Annotated in this window: 19 protein-coding genes; 10 read left to right on the forward strand and 9 right to left on the reverse strand. The window is 44.0% G+C overall.

Annotated elements, in window-relative coordinates; translation table 11 throughout:
* Positions 1–223: 223 nt before the first annotated feature.
* Positions 224–670: an META domain-containing protein gene (locus tag R7041_RS15050; protein ID WP_005378077.1), complete on the reverse strand. Its 447-nt coding sequence runs from the start codon at positions 668–670 to the stop codon at positions 224–226.
* Between the two features lie 184 nt (positions 671–854).
* Between R7041_RS15050 and R7041_RS15055 the strand changes: the two genes are divergently transcribed.
* Positions 855–1,103 carry a DUF1289 domain-containing protein gene (locus tag R7041_RS15055; RefSeq protein WP_005378062.1) on the forward strand — a complete coding sequence of 83 codons (249 nt, stop codon included), beginning with the start codon at positions 855–857 and terminating at the stop codon, positions 1,101–1,103.
* 134 nt (positions 1,104–1,237) lie between these two features.
* Here R7041_RS15055 and R7041_RS15060 read toward each other — a convergent pair whose 3' ends face one another.
* Together R7041_RS15060 and ushA are read right to left on the reverse strand one after the other, a co-directional pair.
* Positions 1,238–1,459, reverse strand: coding sequence for a hypothetical protein (locus R7041_RS15060; protein ID WP_005386686.1), 222 nt, complete (start codon positions 1,457–1,459; stop codon positions 1,238–1,240).
* 415 nt (positions 1,460–1,874) lie between these two features.
* Positions 1,875–3,563, reverse strand: coding sequence for a bifunctional UDP-sugar hydrolase/5'-nucleotidase UshA (gene ushA, locus R7041_RS15065; protein WP_017820852.1), 1,689 nt, complete (start codon positions 3,561–3,563; stop codon positions 1,875–1,877).
* Between the two features lie 752 nt (positions 3,564–4,315).
* Between ushA and R7041_RS15070 the strand changes: the two genes are divergently transcribed.
* Positions 4,316–4,831 (forward strand): GNAT family N-acetyltransferase, encoded by a 516-nt coding sequence (locus R7041_RS15070; RefSeq protein ID WP_017634886.1) that lies wholly within the window; start codon positions 4,316–4,318, stop codon positions 4,829–4,831.
* A 147-nt stretch (positions 4,832–4,978) separates the two neighbouring features.
* Here the strand turns inward: R7041_RS15070 and rplY are convergent, their stop codons facing one another.
* The 5 genes from rplY to R7041_RS15095 form a co-directional block, all read right to left on the reverse strand.
* Positions 4,979–5,257: a 50S ribosomal protein L25 gene (gene rplY, locus R7041_RS15075; protein ID WP_005378066.1), complete on the reverse strand. Its 279-nt coding sequence runs from the start codon at positions 5,255–5,257 to the stop codon at positions 4,979–4,981.
* A 284-nt stretch (positions 5,258–5,541) separates the two neighbouring features.
* A complete protein-coding gene (locus R7041_RS15080) occupies positions 5,542–6,891 on the reverse strand; it encodes an ATP-binding protein (RefSeq protein WP_064368067.1) in 1,350 nt (449 codons plus the stop codon).
* A complete protein-coding gene (locus tag R7041_RS15085) occupies positions 6,881–7,540 on the reverse strand; it encodes a response regulator transcription factor (protein WP_005378073.1) in 660 nt (219 codons plus the stop codon). Before R7041_RS15085 ends, R7041_RS15080 begins: the two co-directional genes overlap by 11 nt.
* A 76-nt stretch (positions 7,541–7,616) precedes the next feature.
* Complete coding sequence (locus tag R7041_RS15090; RefSeq protein ID WP_372008595.1) at positions 7,617–7,982, reverse strand: PepSY domain-containing protein; 366 nt, start codon at positions 7,980–7,982, stop codon at positions 7,617–7,619.
* A gap of 155 nt (positions 7,983–8,137) precedes the next feature.
* A complete protein-coding gene (locus R7041_RS15095; protein WP_054729964.1) occupies positions 8,138–9,889 on the reverse strand; it encodes a DEAD/DEAH box helicase in 1,752 nt (583 codons plus the stop codon).
* 121 nt (positions 9,890–10,010) lie between these two features.
* On the opposite strand from R7041_RS15095, the gene rsuA reads away from it, so the two are divergent.
* From rsuA to R7041_RS15110, 3 genes are all read left to right on the forward strand, one after another.
* Positions 10,011–10,712: a 16S rRNA pseudouridine(516) synthase RsuA gene (rsuA, locus tag R7041_RS15100; RefSeq protein ID WP_064368069.1), complete on the forward strand. Its 702-nt coding sequence runs from the start codon at positions 10,011–10,013 to the stop codon at positions 10,710–10,712.
* 436 nt (positions 10,713–11,148) lie between these two features.
* Positions 11,149–12,351, forward strand: a complete 1,203-nt coding sequence (locus R7041_RS15105) for a Bcr/CflA family multidrug efflux MFS transporter (RefSeq protein WP_017820848.1) — start codon at positions 11,149–11,151, stop codon at positions 12,349–12,351.
* Positions 12,351–13,013, forward strand: coding sequence for a DUF2913 family protein (locus R7041_RS15110; protein ID WP_064368072.1), 663 nt, complete (start codon positions 12,351–12,353; stop codon positions 13,011–13,013). The genes R7041_RS15105 and R7041_RS15110 overlap by 1 nt, the downstream gene beginning before the upstream one ends.
* Before the next feature lie 30 nt (positions 13,014–13,043).
* Here the strand turns inward: R7041_RS15110 and R7041_RS15115 are convergent, their stop codons facing one another.
* Positions 13,044–14,495: a DUF2867 domain-containing protein gene (locus R7041_RS15115; protein ID WP_064368073.1), complete on the reverse strand. Its 1,452-nt coding sequence runs from the start codon at positions 14,493–14,495 to the stop codon at positions 13,044–13,046.
* A 94-nt stretch (positions 14,496–14,589) separates the two neighbouring features.
* Here R7041_RS15115 and R7041_RS15120 point away from each other — a divergent pair, with 94 nt between their 5' ends.
* The 5 genes from R7041_RS15120 (at position 14,590) to nhaA (ending at position 21,865) form a co-directional block, all read left to right on the forward strand.
* Positions 14,590–15,966, forward strand: coding sequence for an MATE family efflux transporter (locus tag R7041_RS15120; RefSeq protein ID WP_005378048.1), 1,377 nt, complete (start codon positions 14,590–14,592; stop codon positions 15,964–15,966).
* Positions 15,967–16,153: 187 nt separating this feature from the next.
* Complete coding sequence (locus R7041_RS15125; RefSeq protein ID WP_005378040.1) at positions 16,154–16,825, forward strand: ABC transporter ATP-binding protein; 672 nt, start codon at positions 16,154–16,156, stop codon at positions 16,823–16,825.
* Positions 16,806–19,259: an ABC transporter permease gene (locus R7041_RS15130; protein WP_005378038.1), complete on the forward strand. Its 2,454-nt coding sequence runs from the start codon at positions 16,806–16,808 to the stop codon at positions 19,257–19,259. Before R7041_RS15125 ends, R7041_RS15130 begins: the two co-directional genes overlap by 20 nt.
* A complete protein-coding gene (locus R7041_RS15135) occupies positions 19,259–20,383 on the forward strand; it encodes a lipocalin-like domain-containing protein (protein WP_025766852.1) in 1,125 nt (374 codons plus the stop codon). Before R7041_RS15130 ends, R7041_RS15135 begins: the two co-directional genes overlap by 1 nt.
* Positions 20,384–20,713: 330 nt before the next feature.
* The gene (gene nhaA, locus R7041_RS15140) at positions 20,714–21,865 is read left to right on the forward strand and encodes a Na+/H+ antiporter NhaA (RefSeq protein WP_005378034.1); all 1,152 of its coding nucleotides are present in this window, start codon (positions 20,714–20,716) and stop codon (positions 21,863–21,865) included.
* Positions 21,866–22,098: the final 233 nt, after the last annotated feature.

Consider the following 22,098-nt stretch of genomic DNA (forward strand, 5'->3'; position numbering starts at 1 on the left):
GTTTGAGGATATTCTTTCAAGTAATTGAAAATTATTGTCCCCAGAGATATGAATAGGTTGTTTTACAGAGCAAAATTGATGTCTAAAGCATGGAATTGAGGGCGAAAAGAGAAAGAAAGTTGGCCATTTAAATGACTTTAGCATGCATGACTAACGATTCATCGATATAAAAAAAGCAGCCGTTTGGCTGCTTTAAGATACTATCTGGTTTACTTAGTTGGGATTAGTTTACCCAGTCACGTAGTGTAAACGTCAATTCGTGATCGGCACTTTTCAGAACAAGACCATCTTTAGTTAGCGTGATATCGCTCCAGTTAGATAGTGTTTGTGTCATTGCGTTTTCGATCTTCATTTGATCTTCCATACACATCTTCATGGTCATGCCCATTTTTTCGATGCGTAGTTGGTTGTTTTTCAGCTCGGCTTGACCGAAGAAGTTGTTACAACCTGCGTTGCCGTTTGCGGTTAGATTTTCACCGATTTCTAGGCGAGCCGCTTTTTGGTGTTCGTCTAGAACGATATTTTTGCCATCAACTTGAACAAGTTCCCAGTTGTGGTGCTGCAAATCTTGAGCCGTTATTTCTTTCACATCATCACCGTTGCTAGCACAAGCAGTCATAAGAACAGGGAGAGAGATTGCTGTAACTAACGTTTTTAGGCTAAGCTTCATTTTATAGACTCCGTTTTTATAAACGCGGTAAGTATAAGTAATAAAACACTGTTTTTGTCAGCATAAGGTTATGGTTTCGTATGTTTTTGACATAACGAAGTATATAGCAAGTTTTGTTGCTGACTAATCTTCTCATTATTTAAACTAGGCCAATACGCCCTAATATGGAAAGAGCGGTTTTAGTATGGAGCAACTGGAGTTTTTTACTGTCCCAAGCCCTTGTGTTGGAGTATGTACCTCCGATGAAAAAGGGTATTGCAAGGGGTGTATGAGAAAGAGAGAGGAAAGGTTTAATTGGCTTAACTTAACCCCCGCTCAGCAGTTGCACGTTATTAAGTTGTGTCGTCAAAGGTACAGAAGAAAGATGTTGGCAGGGAAGACGAAGCCAGAACAGCTTCAAGATGAGTCATCGCCTCAACAAGACTTATTCTAGAACTCTTGTTCAGTCTGTGGGTTACGCCTTCGCTTTCGGTTCTGATTAGGCTTTTACATATTCCCGGTCCGGCAAGGTGTCCTTTAAGAACCGGGAATCTCCTATCCATTTTCCCTATAAAGCGGTAATTGGCGTTATTTCATCGACCAACGGTCGCTAACCCAGCCTCCCGCTTGTTCGTCGAAGTGATTTCCTGAAAATCGATGATTGAATTCAACATCTAATTTACTTGTTGGGCGTTCATCCATGAGTTGATGAATGTATCTCGCCATAGGATCCGTACAAGCTTCACGCTCTCTACGGGTAACTACTTCTTTGATCATTTGGAGTCTGTAGCTATTGCTGGCTCGTTTCATTTTTGACCTCCAGAACTCGATGGCAGCAGTTTGAACACATTGACGTCCAGATCGCTGCTCATTAGTGTGCGCGTGGAGGCACATCACCATCGTTTGAAGTCCAAAGACAAATTGTTTGAGAGCAGTGTTTGTAACGCCATTCACATCTTTCTCAGAATCATTGACTGTGCGATTGAAAATGTTTCGCGAAATTTAGCCGATGAACCTGCATATTTAAAAGACCTTATCAAACATAGAAGCCCAACACAGGGGCGTCAATAACACAAATGAACAATTTTTGAACATATTGTGAAGGTGGAGAGTTTTCAGTAATTTATCGAAAATAAAAAACCGAAGCACAAAGCTTCGGTTTTAAGGAAAGCCCTGACGAAATTGCTTGTAAAAGCTCTTAGCGCCAGGGGTAAGGTGTTGAGTATTAGCTACCAGTTGCAGGACAACCTTTTACTGGTTGGCCATTACTGAAGTACTTGACGTTCTCTAAGTTCTTGTTGTAGTTATCCGCAGAGATTTGTGGGTTGTTTACGAAGAACTCGCGCAAAACGTATGCATCGGTTAGCTGTGTAGATTGAACATCGATGATTGGATAGTTATCGCCACCAGCAGCACTGAAGCTGATTACAGAGAATGTGTACGTTTCGTTTAGATCGAAGCCTTTATTGTTAATATCGGTAATGGTTACTGAGCCAGCATCACAGTTTACATCTAAAGTGATGTTATCTAGTTGAGCGTAAGCACCAGACCCTGCAGATTTCGTCGCAACCACGTCTAGGTATTCTTTAACTTCTTTACCTGTCATAGTTGCTTTAGTCACGAAGTTACCAAATGGCTGAACCGTTAGTACGTCACGGTAAGTGATATCACCATCTTGGATTGAATCACGCACGCCGCCAGAGTTCATCACACCAAAGTCAGCATTTACCGTTTTGTAAGTACGGTATGCCTCGCCGAGTAGGTGACCTAGGTTAGTTTGTTGAGAGCGAACTACGTTACGATCACCTTCTAACTTACCCGTCGTATTAGAAATCTTCTCATCTAATAACTCTTGACCTTGTTGTTGGTATGGCAGTAGTAACGCTTTTACTGTTGCATCTTGTTGAATTCGTTCACCGATAACTTCATCGTTTTCGTCTAGAAGGTTTACAGGAATCAGTGCGTAGTTCGCTAAGTGAAGCTTGCCGTCGTAGTATTCGAAGTCAGCACGACCCACATATTTACCCCACTCATGCGCTTGCATAATCCAAGTGCCTTTTTGTTGGTCTGGGGCACAATCATCCCCAGGTTTGAAATCAGCATACTCATTGGTACCTGGTTCCATACATACAGGGTTTTGCGAGTGACCACCGATGATAGCGTTTAGCTGTCCTTCTTCAAGAGAGCGAGCGAGTTTAACGTCACCTGGTGCTTCACTACCGTTTTTGCCGTCTTCGTAGTGACCCATGTGCGTCGTTGCAAATACTAGGTCTACCTTTTCGTTCTCTTCGATTTCCTTCAGTACCTTTTTGATTTCTACTTGAGGGTCTTCGAAGTGGATGTTTGATACGTTGTCTGGATTGACTAGCTTCGCAGTGTCTTGCGTTGTTAGACCAATAACAGCGATCTTAAGGCCGTTGATAGTAAATACTTTGTAAGGGTCGAAGTAACGCTCGTTTGTATCTTTTTTATAGATATTCGCAGCCAGCATAGGGAAGTCAGCTAGCTCGGCTTGCATATCGAGAATATCTAGTGAGTTATCAAATTCGTGGTTACCGACAGCCATTGCATCGTAACCAAGTAGGTTCATCCCTACGAAGTCTGGAACCGCATCTTGCATGTCTGATTCTGGTACACCGGTATTAATATCACCGCCAGATAGCAGAATGGTTTCACCGCCTTTTGCTTCGACTTCTGCGCGGATAGATTCGATTAAAGTGTGACGCGCAGCCATGCCGTATTCGCCGTCGCTGTTATGCCAAAAGCGACCATGGTTATCGTTAGTGTGGAGAACGGTGAACTTTGTACAAGAATCTGCAGTCTCGCAGGTTACTGGAGAATTGTCGCTGTCTGAGCCGCATCCTGCTAGCGCAGCGCCCACTGCCACTACCAAAAGAGATTTGGAAAACTTCATAAGGGATCCTTTCTTTGTGATTTTGTTATTGTTACGGCGTGAAATATACGGAATTAATGTGAAACTTTAGTGATCTATCTCTTATTTATACTTCTATCGGAGAAATGAATTAATAAGCCTGCAAACTACGTCTATAAATAAACAGAATTGGTATTTAGTATTTATTTTATATAGCTAGCTCTATTTTTTGTGAGGTAGTTAATTGAATGTGTGTTGTTTGTGTGAATCAATGCGCATTTTTGCGAAGTATTACGCTGATTTTGGTGATTATTTTGCCAAGTTTATGTTTTTCCTAATAGGTATGACACAAATCGTTATAAATTTTCGCTCTGATGATGAGGGGTGGCGGTTTGTATGCATAATGAACAGCACAGAGCTTAAACTCATTTGATCATGGCTTTATTCTGCCAAACTCTATCAAAAATTGTATTTATCTCTTTACTATAATTGCGATCGTTTAGAAACCTTATGCTTTAGGCATCGTTTATTTATCCTCATCCGATACCTTATCGTGCTTATTCCGCATTTGACACTCGAGTGTTTAAACAAATAGATTCAACCTAATGAGTCAAAATGAAAAGTAAATAATGGATCGTTCTTCTTCGAATATTATGATGTGAACTATCATTTAATTAATGAAAATGAAATGGATTAATGTAAAGCGTTGCGACTGTAGCTGTTATCTTTGAGCTTTGGTTTAAAGGGTAGGGTTAAAAGAATTTGTAAGTGGTGAACGCTAATAAAGGATGCTTATGAGATACACAGTAAGGGACGCACTCAAAAAGGAAGCAGCCCAAATCGCCAAGATACACGTTGATTCTTGGCAGGTGGCGTATAAAGGATTAATGCCAAAGAGCTACATAGAGCAGTTTACGATTGAGCGTCGAGAAAGGATGTGGGCACGAGTGATGACGGAGCAACTGGCCCAATTGATCGTAGTTGAGAGGCAAGGAGAAATTGTTGGCTTTTTAAGTTACGAGTTACCTAACCACACCAGCGAAGATAAAACGGCATTAGTGACATGCTGCTACGTTACGCCGCTACATTATGGGCAAGGAGCAGGAAGTGCACTGTTAGATGAGTTAGAGACACGTTTGCTCTCTACGTCAGTTATGCAGATCAGTTTGAAAGCACTGGATACTAATCAACAGGGGCTTAACTTTTACAAGAAGTGTGGTTTTGTGCGTACTGGAGAGGAAGAGTCGGAAGTGATTGAGAGTATGACGCTGACCGATCTCACTTTAGTGAAGTATATTGCCCGCTCATAAATCAAATGCTATATGCCAAATATAGTAAAACCCCGGAGGTGGTAAGACTCCGGGGTTTTGAAATTTTTTAGATGTCTCGGTTGGTAAGTCCGATTATCTTTTATGCAAAAGGTTTGGATTTAATCCGATTAATTCCTTGGTAGGGAATTAGATGCGGATGAAGTCCATGTGTTCAACTTTTGGCTTGAACGCGTGACGTTGAACGTCTTGTGGCTTAACTTTAACTTCTTTGCCATCGATAACTAGAACGATGCCTTCGTAGAATTCAGGCTTGTCCATTTGGTTTACGATGTCGTCGTGGTTAAGAACGATAGCTACTGCTGCTTCTTCACCGCCGTATACAACTGCAGGGAATTTGCCAGCGTGACGTAGGCGGCGGCTCGCACCTTTACCTAGTTCAGTACGTACTACTGCTTCGAATTTCATAGTATTTACTCTCAAATTAGTAAAAATCAAATGTTCACAATCAACAATGCGACCTTGTTGTTCGTGGTAAAGCTTGAAACAGGAACTGTTCAAGCGAGCGCGGATACTATCATTCCACTTATAAATGGGCAACCCAAATCGTATCCAAATCAACAAAAAGGTATGATTTAGCGGGGTGGAAGGCTATCCCTTTTAACGCTTTGCTTGGATTTTGTTCACATCGACTTCATTTTCATCGGTTTACTGATCATGGTCCGAAAAACAAAGTTTATGTGTTATATGCTTTATGTTCGGCTGAGATGTAAGACTAAAGATGCTTTTAATCCACCTAAAGCGCTTGTATCCAATGTTAATTGACCTCGGTAACTGTGTGCCATTTCACTGACTATGTTTAGACCAAGACCTGAGCCAAGGGTTGTTTCATCCAATCTAACTCCTCTCTTGATTACTTGACTCAGTTTCTCTTTAGGGATGCCTGGCCCATCATCTTCAATAATGATGTGTATATTTTCCTTATCCTGAGAGGAGTGCACACGAATCATGCTGTTGGCCCACTTATAGCCATTTTCTAGCAAGTTACCTAGCATTTCATCGAGATCGGTCTGCTCTACTGCTACATTCAGCTCTGAATCAAGTTCATTAATTAAGGTAATGCTTCGGCTCGCATACACTTTATCAAACGCCATTGAGATAGCATCCACACGATCTGCTGGGTTCGACTTCACTGATAATATGTTCATCGATCCGGCCATACGGGCACGACCCAAATGGTAATCGATATGGTCTTGTATTTGATTGATTGGAGCTCGGAGACGGGATTGTGCCTCAGGTTCTAACGTCTGAACTTCATTTTTTAGAACAGAAAGTGGCGTTTTAAGTGCATGAGATAGGTTACCTGCATGATTGCGAGCTCTCTCTAGTAATTCTTGGTAATGGAACAGCAGAGCGTTGAGGTCGAAGATTAGAGGAGAAATCTCTTTTGGGTAGGTTTCTTCTAGACTCTTTTTATTACCAGACTTCAGCTCGGCTAATTCTTTTTGTAGCTTTGTAAGCGGACTCAATGACCAAGCAATTTGCAGTAAAATGACGGTAAGTACGCCCGCGAATAATAAACCCAAAATAAGCCAAAGTTGGCCGATTAACGTTTGAAGGGTATTTTTAATGGGCTCTTCGTCAATACCAATAATAATGTGAATAGGACCATCGTAATCAGGAAGATACAGTGCTTTTTCTAGCGTAATTAGTTTTTCGCCTCTTGCTCCATACGCATCTTTATCCAAACCTTTGTATTCGATTTTTTTGTCCCACAACGAACGAGAACGTTCGAGGCTTGCCTCTGTAGAGGCACTCCAATACAAACCACTGTAAGGTCGGTTAAATCGAGGGTCTGATAGCTGAGCTGCGAGTGAAAGATGCCCGGTGTTATCGACTTCTAACTGTGCTGCGACTTCATCCATAAAAATGCTGAGCTGTGAGCGAGTGTCATCAACCATATAGTTGTAGACCTGCGTCGGTATCGTCACACCAGCGGCGAGGATCATTGCCGTTAACCAAACGATCGCCGCTAAAACGAGGCGACTTTTGATACTCAGTCGTTTTATTGCGTTCAACGGTAGCCTGTTTCTATTCGGCATTTAATTGGTATCCCAACCCTCGGACAGTTTTGATGATCTTTGGTGCGATTTTTTTGCGAATTCGGCCGATAAAAACTTCGATTGTGTTGGAGTCACGATCAAAGTCTTGTTTGTAAATGTGCTCGACGAGTTCGGTTCGAGAAATCACTTTTTCCGGGTTATGCATAAAGTAAGCGACCACTTTATACTCTAGCGCAGTCAAGCTTACCGCTTGCCCTTGCCACATGACTTTAGAAGTGCGTGTATCCAAGCTCAAGTCGCCAATTTGCATTACAGGAGAGGCATTACCAGAGGCTCTTCGCAGCTGTGCACGAATACGAGCGATAAGCTCAACCATTTCAAATGGTTTAGTTAGGTAATCGTCTGCACCTGCGTTTAAGCCTTCAACTCGCTGCGTTAGGGTGTCGCGAGCGCTTAGAATCACGACAGGAGTATTAATGTTTTCATCTCGGATGCCTTTTAGGACGGTAAGACCATCCAGTTTTGGCAAGCCGAGGTCAAGAACAATGGCGTCCCATTCTTCCGAAGTCGCGCGATACAGAGCGTCTATGCCATCTTGGGACAGTTCTGGTACCCAGCCGGTACTTTCTAATGTTTCGATGATTTGCTCGCCTAAACGAGGATCATCTTCAACAACAAGTATTTTCATATTGATGATTCTTATTATGTTTGGATTTTTATCGAAGTAAGCTTCGCATCGCGTCTGGATTACGTATTAGACAAGTTTAGTTGTTTTGCGGCTTTAACGCTTTGTTAAAGCTGCGACCTTTGATCTCAAGCATTTCCAGCGTGGCGGCGTCGTACTCAACTTTTAGGACGCTATTGTTGTACAGAATTTTCAATTCATACACCCAAGCATCATCATCTTCTTCAAGCTCGACCTTGATGATGCGGCCGTATAGGTCGTTTTCTACTGCGGCGTAAAGTTCCGAAAATGGTCGTATATATCCTTGTTGAACCGCGCGATAGACCTCATCTTGATCTTCATCGAATTCGATACGTGTTCCTGGCTTTTCGACATCTTGCACGATGGCGTGGCCATTTTGTGATGTGTACTCGTTGCCATGCTTGGCAAAACTTGGTGCACACATGAATGTCGTGATAAGGCCGAAAAGTAACGCAGAATGTAGAGAAGTCGTTGCTTTATACATAGTCAAACCTTTTCTGGAGCGTTAGCCGCAGTATATCGGAGATAGATGAACAGAGAGTGAATCAGCTAATTAAGTTTTGCCATGTGTTGTCGATGTTATTTCAACTCATCTTCAAAAATTTTATCTCGCAGCTTCCAAAAGCGACCAGATTTTCTAGCAATAACAAACTGAGGCAAACGGAAACGATGTTGATTAGCGACAACGCGTGTCGGTGAAGCCTCTTCAAAAGGGCGATGCTTGTCTGCTAAGTGGGGGCGTACGAACTGATCTTTAAACGTTTGTTTTTGTTTTTTGGTACTCAATGTCCAAAACTCATGAACTAACGCATTGCCTTCGCCTTGGTATGGTTCACCAGAATACGTCACCTTTAGCTGAGATTTACCATCACTGGACTTAAATACAGATAGGTCCATTTCTGTGCATTCAAAGATTAATGCATCTTTGAGATTAAGGGCTTCTTTTAGCTTTTTATCTGGGTCTACGAGCGTCGCATCACACTCATGACAAATTCGTGCAGCGATATCGTTGTCCGCACCACATTCACCGCAGTATTTGGCACGAAAACGGTAGCCACAGTGTTCACGTTCGCCTGTGTCTTCATCTTCAAAGTAACCTTGGCAACGTCTGCCAAAATGTTCAACCAAGAAACCGTTACTATCCAACTTACCCCAGAAGTTGTTATTGAATCCGCAAGCCGGGCAAGGAATCGTGATAATTTCACTGTCAGAGTCTGGTTTGGGATCACCGACTTCAGGTTGGTATAAATCGTAGCTGTTGCCTGCGTAATCAAGCACTAAACATTCTGATTTTCCGTCTGATAAGCGTAATCCTCGTCCTACTATCTGTTGGTACAGACTGACTGACTCTGTTGGTCGCAAAATCGCGATTAAATCGACATGCGGCGCATCAAACCCGGTTGTCAGTACCGAAACATTGACTAAGTATTTTATTTGACGATTCTTGAACGCTTGGATGATCGCATCGCGCTCCGGCGTAGGTGTATCACCAATGACGATTTCAGTTTCGCCTTCTGGCAATAAACTGTGTATCTCCTGTGCGTGTCGAACAGTTGCAGCGAAGATCATGACACCTTGACGCTCTTTCGCATATTGCATGATTTGCTCAACAATTTGTGGAGTCGCACGTTTGGCTTTATCGATCACCATGTCCATTTCTGCTTCTTTGTAGCGTCCGGTGTTAGCGGGCTTCAGCTGAGAGAAGTCGTAAGACAAAACGGGCGCATCCATCATGCGGGCTGGAGTGAGGAAGTTTTCGTCGAGCAAGTAACGGATCGGCAGTTCGAAAATACAATCGCGGAAGAATCGAGGCTCTTCGGTTCGCACTTGACCTCGGGTGTGATACTGATAAATCCAGCCCATTCCTAAACGATAGGGCGTTGCAGTTAGTCCCAGCACCTTAATGCCAGGGTTCAGTTCTCGTAAGTGAGTAATAACTTTTTGGTAGCTGCTGTTTTTGTCATCTGGCACACGATGGCACTCATCAATAACGAGCAGAGAAAACTGGTTTTTGAACGAATCTAAGTTACGTACGACCGATTGAACCGAAGCAAACACGACTTGCTGGTCAGTTTCTTTTCGTCCCAATCCTGCTGAGAAGATGGAACCTTTTAAACCATAACCTTCATACTTTGCGTGGTTTTGCTCGACCAGTTCTTTTACGTGGGCGAGGACTAACACTCGTCCTTTCGCAAGGCGAGCAAGTTCTGCGATCACCAAGCTTTTCCCGGCACCGGTTGGCAGCACGATCACTGCTGGTGTCGAGTGTTTACGAAAGTAATGAATAACGGCTTTAACCGAGTCGGCTTGATAAGGACGAAGTGTGTACATGAAAATATGTGAAATTGCTCAACTATTCGAATGAGGAACGCTATAATACCTGACTTTTATACCCAAGTGACCTTTAAACCAAGATTTAGAGATCACTTGGGTATAATTCAATGAGGTATTCATGCGTTTAGATAAATATTTGTGTGACGCTCTGGGTGCAACACGCAAACAGGCAACAAAGATCATCAAAAGTGGAGACATCACCGTAGACGGTGAGGTTCAAAAAAGTGGTGCACTTAAAGTACCTGAAGGTGCGGAAGTGATGTGGGAAGACCGTGTTATTGGTGCTCCTGGTCCTCGTTACATTATGTTGTATAAGCCTGCTGACTTTGTTTGTTCACATGAAGATGGCTACAACCAAACTGCATTCGCATTGCTTGATGAGCCTAAAATTGAAAACCTTCACTTTGCGGGCCGATTAGATGTCGACACAACTGGTTTAGTGTTGATTACGGATGATGGTAAGTGGTCTCACCGTATTACCTCACCTAAGCATAAGTGTGAGAAAACGTACCGTGTTTGGCTCGTCGATGCTATTCAGCCTGATTATGCGGAAAAGCTCGAACAAGGCATCATTTTGCGCAATGAATCAGAAGCAACATTGCCTGCTCGTTTGGAAATCGTGAACGAGGCCGAGAATGAAGTATTGTTAACTATCGTGGAAGGTAAGTATCACCAAGTGAAACGTATGTTCGCGGCGTTAGGAAATAAAGTTGAGTACTTACATCGTGAGCGTATTGGTTCTATCGAACTTGATGAGGCACTAGAACCAGGTGATTATCGCTACCTCACGCAAGAAGAAATTGATTCTATTTGGAATTAATTGTCGTCATGGGAAATTCTTTAGTTCCTAATAGGAACTAGTCTTTTGGTAGGAATTGGCTCAAAATAAATTTCCCTACCAAAATTAGTGCCTAGACAATTCCGGTGTGCTTACTTATCTCAGTGATATGCCTTTGCATTTAGCTGAGGCATGCATACTCTTATTGCAAAGCCTTCGGCTACGGTGAATGGAATGATGGTGTCAACGCCATCATTTTTACTGCATTGTGTTTGTTTCCCATAAACACATTTCGCTTTCACATGCTTTTCTATGTCGAGTTCGTCAAGGTCACACCTTGGTACATATTTGCCCTTATGATTCTCGAACGTTGGATAGAACAGGTTTTTGGCTTCTACATTCAGCGATATGAGAACTTCCGTTATTTTCACTTTGTTCTGCAAGTATTGACGGTAGGGCTCCAACAAGAGGTAAAAGAATGACAGAAAAAGCTCAAAGTGCTCCGCAATCCCAAATCAGTTTTCTATTGTTTCTGGTACTAGGAGCGATTGGTGCTTTGACGCCTTTGGCGATCGATATGTATTTGCCTGCGATGCCGACAATAGCGAAAGATTTGGGGGTCGCGCCTGGCGCGGTTCAGATTACGTTGACGGCTTATACCGCGGGTTTTGCGATCGGCCAGTTAATTCACGGGCCGCTTGCCGATAGCTTTGGTCGCAGACCTGTGTTGATTTTAGGCGTACTTTTCTTCGGTTTGGCTGCTGTTGTGAGTGCGACAACAAATGGCATTGATGCGCTGACCTATGTACGTACGGCACAAGGTTTTGCTGGCGCGGCAGCGGCGGTCATTATCCAAGCCGTCGTGCGTGACATGTTTGACCGTGAAGACTTTGCACGCGCAATGTCCTTCGTTACTCTGGTCATTACTATTGCGCCGTTGGTGGCACCGATGATCGGTGGCCATCTCGCGATTTGGTTTGGTTGGCGTTCCATTTTTTGGGTACTAGCTATTTTCGCTGTAGTCGTGATTTTTCTCGTACTTTGGAAAATCCCTGAAACGTTACAGCCTGAAAATCGTCAGCCTCTTCGTTTCCGCACGACGCTGAGAAACTACGCCAGATTATGCTCCAATCCTGAAGCGATCGGTTTGATGCTCTCAGGTGCGTTTTCATTTTCCGGAATGTTTGCATTTTTGACGGCGGGTTCGTTTGTTTATATTGATTTATATGGTGTTCGACCAGACCACTTTGGTTACCTATTTGGTTTGAACATTGTGGCGATGATCATCATGACCAGTATTAATGGTCGCTTGGTGAAGAAAGTTGGTTCCCATGCCATGCTTCGTTTTGGGTTGTTCGTGCAACTTTTGGCGGGGATTGGTTTATTCGTAAGTTGGTTAATGGACTTCGGATTATGGGGCATTGTACCTTTTGTTGTGCTGTTTATCGGTACATTGTCGACGATAGGTAGTAACGCGATGGCGCTGCTTTTAAGTGGTTACCCATCAATGGCGGGTACGGCGTCGTCTCTAGCGGGGACATTAAGATTCGGTATCGGTTCATTGGTTGGTGCGCTGGTGGCATCACTGCCCGGGAATGTTGCTTGGCCGATGATCATCGTGATGTTTGCTTGTTCTGTGCTTTCAGCACTGTTTTATTGGACTTTAGGAAGAAAGGCGTAATGTCGAATTACACCAAAGAAATTCAAAACTTGGTTAACTCAGCACTTGAAGAGTTAGATCAAGAGCATCGCTCAGGTAAGTTAGCCAATGCCCCTGTTGCGAATAACCATTATTTAGTGCGTTGGGTAACAAAGGCGCTAAAATCACAACGTTTCGGACGTACAGTGGGCGATGACTTAACGCGTTGGCAAAAAGCAGGTCGCTCAAAGGGGAACGATGCTGGTTTGTTGTTTATCTTCAAGCGTATTTCTGCTTTTTATGCGCAATTCTTCCCTGAAGGTGAAGACTCCAAAGTGTTCAAAGATTCAGATATTGAGTCTTTTCTTGATTTGATGGAGCAAGCAGGCTGGGAAGTCTCAACGTCTGAGCAACTGATTGGGTGCGGCAAAGTACAAATCTTCACTGAAGGTCAAAACTCTTTAGCGTTATGTGCAGACCAATGCGAAAGCTGTTTTGATGGCGAGTTGCTCGTAAAGCCAATGAGTTGGTTTGTGCGTGGCAATCATGCTGAGTTTGTTGAGAAAGCAGTGCAAGCGGGCTTTATGGTTCATAAGGTAACAGACTACAAATCGATGGTGAAATACCATGGCGAGTACCTTATTTTTCCAGCAAACGAAGGCAACCAGTTAGCCGAAATTCCACTCTCGTTCAAAGCTGACTAAAGTGACATTTTGAGTGTTTAGAAGCCCCTGTTATTGGGGCTTTTTGTTTTCTAAACGGTTTGCTTCTTTCGCGATGGCTTTGACCATGCCTTTAAATATGAAAAGATGGGCTGGCATCATTGCAAACCAATAAAGCAGTCCAAGAAACCCTTGCGGGTGCCACCAGGCGGTAATATCCAGCTCTCGTTCGTCACCGAGATCTTTGATGGTAATTTCTAAACGCCCAAGGCCTGGGCCTTTCATACCAAAAAACAGTGAAAGAAACTGATTATTATCGCAGCGAATCACTTTCCAAGAGTCAATAAAATCACCGACTTTAAGCTCTGGTCCAGGAGGAGAAACGCGAATCGGTTTTCCGCCACCAAAAAAGATATCGAGCCATTCACGTGTACGCCACAAAATGTTGGCAAAGTAATAGCCTTTTTCGCGACTCCCGATCTTTTGCGCCACTTTCCATAATGCCGCAGCGGAGGCATTAGTTTTAATGCTCGCTCCAGCTTGTTTTGGGTAATAGCCATATCCTGGTTGCCATCGACGAAGCGCTGCGGGTTCAAACCCCCAGACATTACTGCGTACAAATGTGCCTTCATCTTGAATGGTATCAGTTACCGCTTGCTCGTAGCTGATCAGCGTTTGAGGAAATCGTTCTTCAATCGCTTTGGAGTTTGCAATGTAGTCGTGCTCTAAGCCCGCAAGTAATGCTTTACCGATACTAGTTGGCACTGAGGTAACTAAACCTAGCCAGTACGATGCCATTTTCGGAGTAAGTAGCGGGGTCGACCACAGTCGATACGGCTTGTTCGTGATTCGGCAAATGACTTTGAACTGTTCGCGGTAGCTAAGTGTATCTGGCCCACCAACTTCATAAATTTGACTTTCTTCTGGAGAGGGGGCTTCTGCTAACTTCAACAAATAGTGGTTGAGATTGGGCAAGGCAATAGGGTTCGCTTTTGAGTCGACCCATTTAGGCGCGATCAAAATAGGTAAGTTGTAGACAAAGTCACGCATGATTTCGAAAGCAGCAGAGCCGGGGCCGATGATAACGCCTGCACGCAATTCAGTTACTGGAATACCAGACTGTCGAATTATTTTTCCCGTGGCTTTACGAGCGGCTAAATGGCGAGAGTTTCCGGTTTGAGGTTGAATGGCACTCAAATAGATAACATGCTCGACGGAGCTTTGTTCCAACGCATATTTGAAGTTCAAAGCAAGGTTTAGTTCGTACTCAACAAAGTCATCACCTTGAGCCATCCCGTGCACGAGAAAAAAGACTAAATCAAAATCGTTCACTACAGCCTTCGTGGTCTCTGCGTCAGCCAAGTCGAGATACCTTAACGTTAAATTAGGGTGAGGCTGAGTTCTTGACTCTAAATAATCAATATGTCGCGCCGCCGCTGTGACGGCGTAACCTTTATCTAAAAGTAACGGAAGAAGTTGAGAGCCAATGTAACCCGAGGCGCCTAGCACCAACACCTTTTTCATTATCTGTCCTTTTATCGTTGGTGGAATAAACACCACGGAGTATAATCATGAGACACTTTCCCCATTCTATCAATAAGTTGTCGTTGGAGCGCTTGTGACTTTTCTTTCTCAACTCTCAATACACGCAGATAAAGCATTCTTACGTCGTTTATTTGCAATCGCGTTACCAATTACACTGCAAAGCATGATGTTTTCAAGCCGAAGCCTCGTCGATGTTCTTATGCTTGGTCAACTTGGTGAAGCAGAAATTGCCGCAGTTGGAGTTGCTGCGCGCGCGACTTTCGTCACCACCATTATGTTAGTTGGGGTGACAACGGGTGGTGCATTGTTAACCGCTCAATATTGGGGGGCTGGCGATAAAGTTGGGGTGCGTCGCAGTACCGCTTTAACATGGATGATCGCAATGATGTTTGCTGCGATTGCTGTTGCTTTGTTTGTTGTTTTTCCACAGCCCATCATGAGTTTGACTACCGATTCACAAGAAGTGATTGAGCTAGGGGCCAGCTATCTCATTATTTCGTCGGTTAGCATGTTTGCTGTTGCATGTGTGGCCAGTATGTCGGTGGGCCTAAGGGCGATGCACCAACCAGGCCTAAGCACTTTTTTTAGTGGTATAGGCATTTTATCTAATGTTTTTCTTAACTGGGTTTTAATTTTTGGTCAATTAGGCTTTCCTGCTCTGGGTATTACGGGAGCAGCGATCGCAACGGTAATCAGTGGCGCGATCGAAGTAGGTTGCTTGTTTGGTTATCTATGGTTGAAAAAACACATAATCGCATTTGGTTGGGATGATATACGCGCAGGATTGGTCTTAGATAAAATTACGCGTTTCTTGAGCCTCTCTTTGCCAACCACATTTAACTTCTTGGCGTGGGCTGGTGGGCTGTTTGCTTATCACGCCATCATGGGGCAAGCAGGTGTACAAGGTTTGGCGGCACTTTCCGTAATGACACCTGTTGAGTCGATCGCATTGGCGATGATGATTGGTTTATCGAATGCGGCTGCAGTTCTAGTCGGGAACCAGCTCGGCGCTCGTAATTTTGAACCTGTTTATTATCAAGCATGGGCGACGGTCATTTTGAATGTGCTTATCGCATTTGTGGTCGCCGTCTTGTTGATAGTGTCAAATCAATGGATCCTTAATGCGTTTAGTGCACTGACAACAGACACTCGCGAGCTAGCTGAACAGTTTATGGTGATTCTTGCGTTGGGTGTCGTGTTACGCTCGGTACCGATGATGGCGATTGTTGGTGTATTACGTGCGGGCGGTGATGTTAAGTTTTGTTTGTATCAAGACATCTTGGCGCAGTGGGTGATCGGGATTCCACTCGCAGCATTTGCAGCGATTTATCTCAATTGGGACCCACAATGGGTTTACTTACTCTTTTTGACGGAAGAAGTTGTGAAGTGGGCGATTTGCTTGCCAAGAATGGTTAGCCGAAAATGGATGAAAAACCTGATTGGCCAGTAAGGAGGAACAGAGTTTATTTTGGCTGCAAAAATCTGCTCAAAACGTCAACAAAATTAGCAACAGAAAGTGAATCGAGTTGCATTTGTACTTCCATAGTGTGATCAAGCATTCAAAATACTTTCTACTAACAGGATTTTAGTGTAGATTCTGATCCCAATTTTTAAACACCATCCGAGCGGCATAATCAATGTTAAAACTGTCAGACCTATGTAAAGGCTATGTAGACGGGGGAGAGTTTCACCCTGTATTACAAGGGGCAGAATTAACATTGCAGCAAGGCGACCAAGTTGCTCTGATGGGAGAAAGTGGTTCGGGTAAAAGTACTCTGCTGAATTTAATCGCCGGATTAGATACTGCTGACTCTGGTGAAGTGCAGTTTCCAAATTTTGCTATGCATGAAGCACCGGAGCATTTAAGAACCCTTTATCGCCGCAACAATATTGGTAATATCTTCCAACAATTCAACCTGCTTCCTACACTTAATATTGCCGACAATATTCGTTTTTGTCGTCAGTTAAAAGGTCTGCCGGAAGATAAAGAGTTGTGGCGTCAAATTCTTTCTGCTTTGGACTTAATGCCATTGCTAGGACGTTATCCGGAAGAGGCGTCTGGTGGGCAGCAACAACGTGCGGCGATTGCTCGCGCCCTTTATATGGAACCCAAAATCCTGCTTGCTGATGAGCCAACTGGTAGCCTAGACGAGCGAAACGCAGAAGCAGTAATGCGCTTATTAACGAGTCTCGCTCGCCAATTGGAGTGTACTTTGCTGTTAGTGACGCACAGTGAAAAAGTGGCCGCCCATATGGAAGGAAAGATTCGACTTCAAGGAGGGCAGCTACATGTTATGGCCCGTAGTTAAGGCACTACTCGGTCATTACCGTCGTTACCCTCTACAAATTATTCTTGTCTGGCTGGGATTAACTTTAGGCGTGTCCCTCCTTGTTGGTGTTACTTCTATCAACCAGCATGCAAAACAAAGTTATGCCACTGGGGAAAAACTTTTCTCTAATCCTTTGCCATACCGAATCCGAACGAAGCACTCTGCCAATAAAATTCCTCAAGGTTTCTATATTCAGTTACGTCGAGCTGGGTTTAATCAATGTGCACCGTTTGACGTGCTTCATCTAGATGCCAAGACCGATATGAGCCTGATGTTGGTGGGGATAGATCCTGTCGCGATGATCCCACTACAACAAGGAAAATCGCTAGGTGAGATGCCTGTTTTATCACTAATGAAGCCTCCTTATCCTATTCTTGTTAGTCAAGATTTGGCCGCTTACATGAGTTGGCAGGATGGGGACTTCATTGAGATGAATGACGGAAGCCGTCTTGGGCCTATTCAAGTAGATAAGGACAAGATGCTTTCGGGTACTCGGCTGGTTACTGATATATCGTTGTTGCGTATGCTCAAGCGGAGCTCAGGTTTGTCTGCGATTTCTTGTGGTGAAATGCCAGAGGAAAAGCTAATAGCACTGAAAAACATGCTGCCAAACGGAATGACGCTTGTTAGGAATACGCGTACTGAGCTTGAGTCGCTAACTAACGCATTCCATATGAATCTCACCGCGATGGGAATGCTGTCGTTTTTGGTCGGGTTGTTTATTTTTTATCAAGCGATGTCTCTGTCTTTCATCCAGCGACAACGTTTGGTAGGTATTTTGAGACAGACTGGTGTTAACGGAACACAGTTAGCGCAAGCCTTATTGCTAGAGTTGTCTTTGCTCGTCTTTATTGCGTGGGCGTGTGGTAACTTTTTTGGCTTGATCTTAGCAAATGAGCTTATCCCAGCAGTGTCTTCGAGCCTGAGTGATTTGTATGATGCCAACGTAGGCTTAACCATAGGATGGTCATGGCAATCTAGCTTATACAGTCTAATCATGGCAGCGATGGGTGCGTTGATATCGTGTCTGTGGCCATTAATCCGTTTGCTGAAGTCACAACCAATCCGCCTCTCTTCTCGACTGTCGCTAATGCGATTTGCTGGAAGAGAGTTCTCTTGGCAGGCGCTTGCGGCGTGTGCGTTTTGTGTCGCTGCAATAGCGGTATATCAGGCCCCGAAAACACAAGAAACCGGCTTTGCTATTATTGCGCTGATGTTGGTTAGTGTGGCGTTGTTTATGCCATTTATTATGTGGCATATGTTCCAAAGTTTTTCTTATACCATGCGTTGGGTTCGTGTCCGTTGGTTTTTTGCTGATGCAGCAGCAAGCATGAGCTATCGCGGTGTGGCTACGATGGCGTTTATGTTAGCGCTGGCGGCAAACATTGGTGTAGAAACAATGGTCGGAAGCTTTCGAGATACAACCGATAAGTGGCTAAATCAGCGATTAGCCGCTGATGTGTACATCTATCCGACCAACAATTCAGCCGCTCGGATGAGCGCATGGCTCCAGAATCAGCCAGAGGTGAACTCGGTTTGGTGGCGTTGGGAAAAAGATATGCCGACCGAGCACGGTGCTCTGCAAGTTGTGAGTACGGGCTCTTCTGAAGGTGAGTTAGACTCACTTACCGTCAAGTTAGGTGTCCCAAATTACTGGTATCAACTGCACGCTACCAAGAGCTTAATGGTCAGTGAGTCGATGGCCTTGAAGCTGGATATCCGCCCTGGCGATTTCATTAACTTGCAAGAACCGCTTGGTGGTGATTGGCAAGTCGTAGGCGTTTACTACGATTATGGAAACCCATATAACCAGGTGATGATGTCGCACCGGAATTGGCTGTATGCATTTGCAGGTACGGGTAATGTTGGTCTTGGCGTAGTATTAAAAGATAACGTCAATGGAGAAGGGCTGAAAAATCGCTTAGAGAATGTATTCCGTCTTCCGCAAGATCGTGTGTTTGATAACGGTAATATTTATAGCCAAGCAATGAGAGTGTTTGATCATACCTTTGCGATAGCAGGAACCTTGGGCAATATCACGCTGATTATTGCAGTGTTTGGTTTATTCTTTGCGACGTTGGCAGGAGAACTTTCACGGCAGCGGCATTTTTCCTTATTAAGGTGCATGGGTGTGTCCGGAAAAGAACTTGTCGTATTAGGTGGTTTGCAGCTATTCGTCTTCGGAGCCATTTCTGCGATTATTGCAGTGCCGCTCGGCTTGGCGCTCGCACATTTGATCGTTGATATTATCATTAAGCAATCATTTGGCTGGTCTCTAGAGCTTCAAACGATTCCATGGGAGTATGCTCAAACCATTGCTTGGGCGATGCTTGCCATCATGGTTGCTGGCGCATTGCCAGTTATTAGAATGATCAAAAGTACACCGATGAAGTCATTAAGGGACGCGTTGTAATGAAAAAAATGGGCTCTAAAAAACGCTTGTTGGTTTCAACGCTCATTGTTGTTACGTTCGCTTTTCTGACTGGGGCTGCTTTTTACTCAACTTTTTGGTTAGAGGCGACAGCAACACGAGAAAGCGAACTTGATTCTATCTTAACGCGTGAAAATCAAACGATTTTCGAGCCTGTACTACCTAATGAGCATGTCTCTTTACCCTCAGACTTTCGCTTTCATCCCGAGTACCAGCATGAATGGTGGCACTACTTTGCGAAGCTAAAAGATGAGCAAGGCAAGATCTACAATGTTCAATGGAGCTATTTCAGGGTTGCGACGGACGAGCGAGAAACCAGCGGTTGGCAGAACCCTCAATTGTACATTTCACATGTTGTCGTCAGTCATGGCTCGCATGTATGGAAAGAGCAACGGGTAGCTAGAGGAGGGATAGGCCAAGCTGGTATGATCAATCGTCCTTTCAGGTTATGGATTGATAATTGGACTTGGCGATCACTCGGTGCGACGCCTTTCCCGGGTAACTTGAATGTGAATACTGATACGTTTGGACTTGAGCTCAATACCATGACAAACGGCCCCTTTGTCGTGAATGGAGACAAAGGTTTCCAAGTTAAACATGCGTTGCAATCTGTTGCTTCTTTCAGCTTCAGTGCTCCATTTTTAAAAGTAAAAGGCAGCTTAAGCTTAAATGGTAAGCGATTCTTAGTGACGGGTTCTGCTTGGGCGCAAAAAGAGTGGGGCAGCGGCTTAATTGGTGAGGGGCAACAAGGCTGGGATTGGTTTGTTTTCAATTTAGATGATGGTCGAGCATTAACTGTTAGCCGTTATCGTCACCATGGGCAAACACCGCACGTGTTTGGCACGTTGTCGACACGCTCAGGTAAAGTCATCAACCTCTCAGACGATGATATCAGTATCAAGCCAATGCAAGTGACCAGTTTATCCAATGGAAGAAGGTTACCTTTGCAATGGATTATCAATATTCCGAAGCATCAAATTAATTTGACTACCCGCATTATCAAGTCAGATATGTGGCTACCCTTTGTAATACCTTACTGGGAAGGGCCTACTTTAGCCTCCGGCTCCAATGAGGCTTGGGGCTTTATGCAGCTGACAGGCTATTGAGTTGTGAAGAAAACCACCCCCTACGGGTGGTTTTTTAGTGCGCGAAGCTTCCTAGCTTTTTCTCAAAAGTACGGGGTTATCATGATGGTACAAGCCGTGTTATGCTGATTTTCTCATCATCTTGATAAATATTTGGTGCGACAAAAACAAATACGATCTCCGATCAAAATTGAGTGTCATGTTGGAAAATACGATGTATAGTAAACTTAACATCGAAAAAACCGAAGTTTATACTCTGAAGAAGCGATTATTCTAAAGTTTTCGACAGCTATACACTCTTATCACTCTTTGTTAATCGTTTATTAAGATAATAAATATAAGGACGAAACCATGAACGATGTCATTCGTGACTTTTTCAAAATGGAATCAGCAGGTGGTATTCTTCTCGTAATCGCAGCGGCAATTGCGATGACCATTGCTAACTCACCGCTGGGCGAAACTTATCAATCTGTACTGCATACTTATGTATTCGGTATGTCAGTTTCTCACTGGATTAATGACGGCCTAATGGCTGTTTTCTTCTTACTTATTGGCCTTGAAGTGAAGCGAGAGCTACTTGAAGGAGCGCTAAAATCAAAAGAAACCGCAATTTTCCCTGCGATTGCAGCGGTTGGTGGTATGTTAGCCCCTGCTCTTATTTACGTTGCGTTTAATGCTAACGACCCAGAGGCGGTTTCTGGCTGGGCCATTCCAGCTGCGACGGATATTGCATTTGCTCTAGGTATCATGGCGCTACTAGGTAAGCGCGTACCAGTAAGCCTTAAAGTATTTTTGTTAGCTCTCGCTATCATCGACGATTTAGGCGTGGTTGTTATTATTGCACTGTTTTACACAGGTGATCTTTCTAGCATGGCGCTGCTTGTTGGCTTCATCATGACTGGTGTCCTGTTCATGTTGAATGCGAAGGAAGTAACGAAACTGACGCCATACATGATAGTCGGCGCGATCTTATGGTTTGCGGTACTTAAATCTGGTGTTCACGCAACACTTGCAGGCGTAGTGATCGGCTTTGCTATTCCTCTTAAGGGTAAACAGGGCGAACATTCCCCACTTAAGCACATGGAGCACGCACTTCATCCATACGTGGCATTTGGTATCTTGCCTCTATTCGCATTTGCAAATGCGGGGATTTCGCTAGAAGGCGTATCGATGTCAGGCCTAACTTCAATGCTGCCATTAGGTATTGCTTTGGGGCTACTGGTTGGTAAGCCTCTAGGTATCTTCACCTTTAGTTGGGCAGCTGTGAAAATGGGTGTAGCTAAGTTACCGGAAGGCATTAACTTCAAGCATATCTTTGCGGTCTCTGTGTTGTGTGGTATCGGTTTTACAATGTCTATATTCATTTCCTCTTTAGCGTTTGGAAATGTAAGCCCTGAGTTTGATACCTATGCTCGACTAGGTATCTTAATGGGCTCGACGACAGCCGCGTTACTTGGCTACGCGTTACTGCACTTTTCTTTGCCTAAGAAAGCGCAAGCGTAAGATACACACTGTTTAGTAAAGCCTCCCATTCGGGAGGCTTTTTTATGTCTGCAGATCGGCACATCAACTACTTCAGGATGGTTACTTTTGTGACCAACTAAGGTCTAGCTTATGGAGTTGGGGCAAATCATCGAAAGAGGCGCTTGGCAAATCTATAGGCGAAAAAAAGCCCAGCCGAAAATTTGACTGGGCGGATACAAACATAGGAGTTAATAAGAAAAAAGCAGCAACGT

The organism is Vibrio sp. 1751, assembly GCF_033339895.1.
Lineage (GTDB): Bacteria > Pseudomonadota > Gammaproteobacteria > Enterobacterales > Vibrionaceae > Vibrio > Vibrio alginolyticus.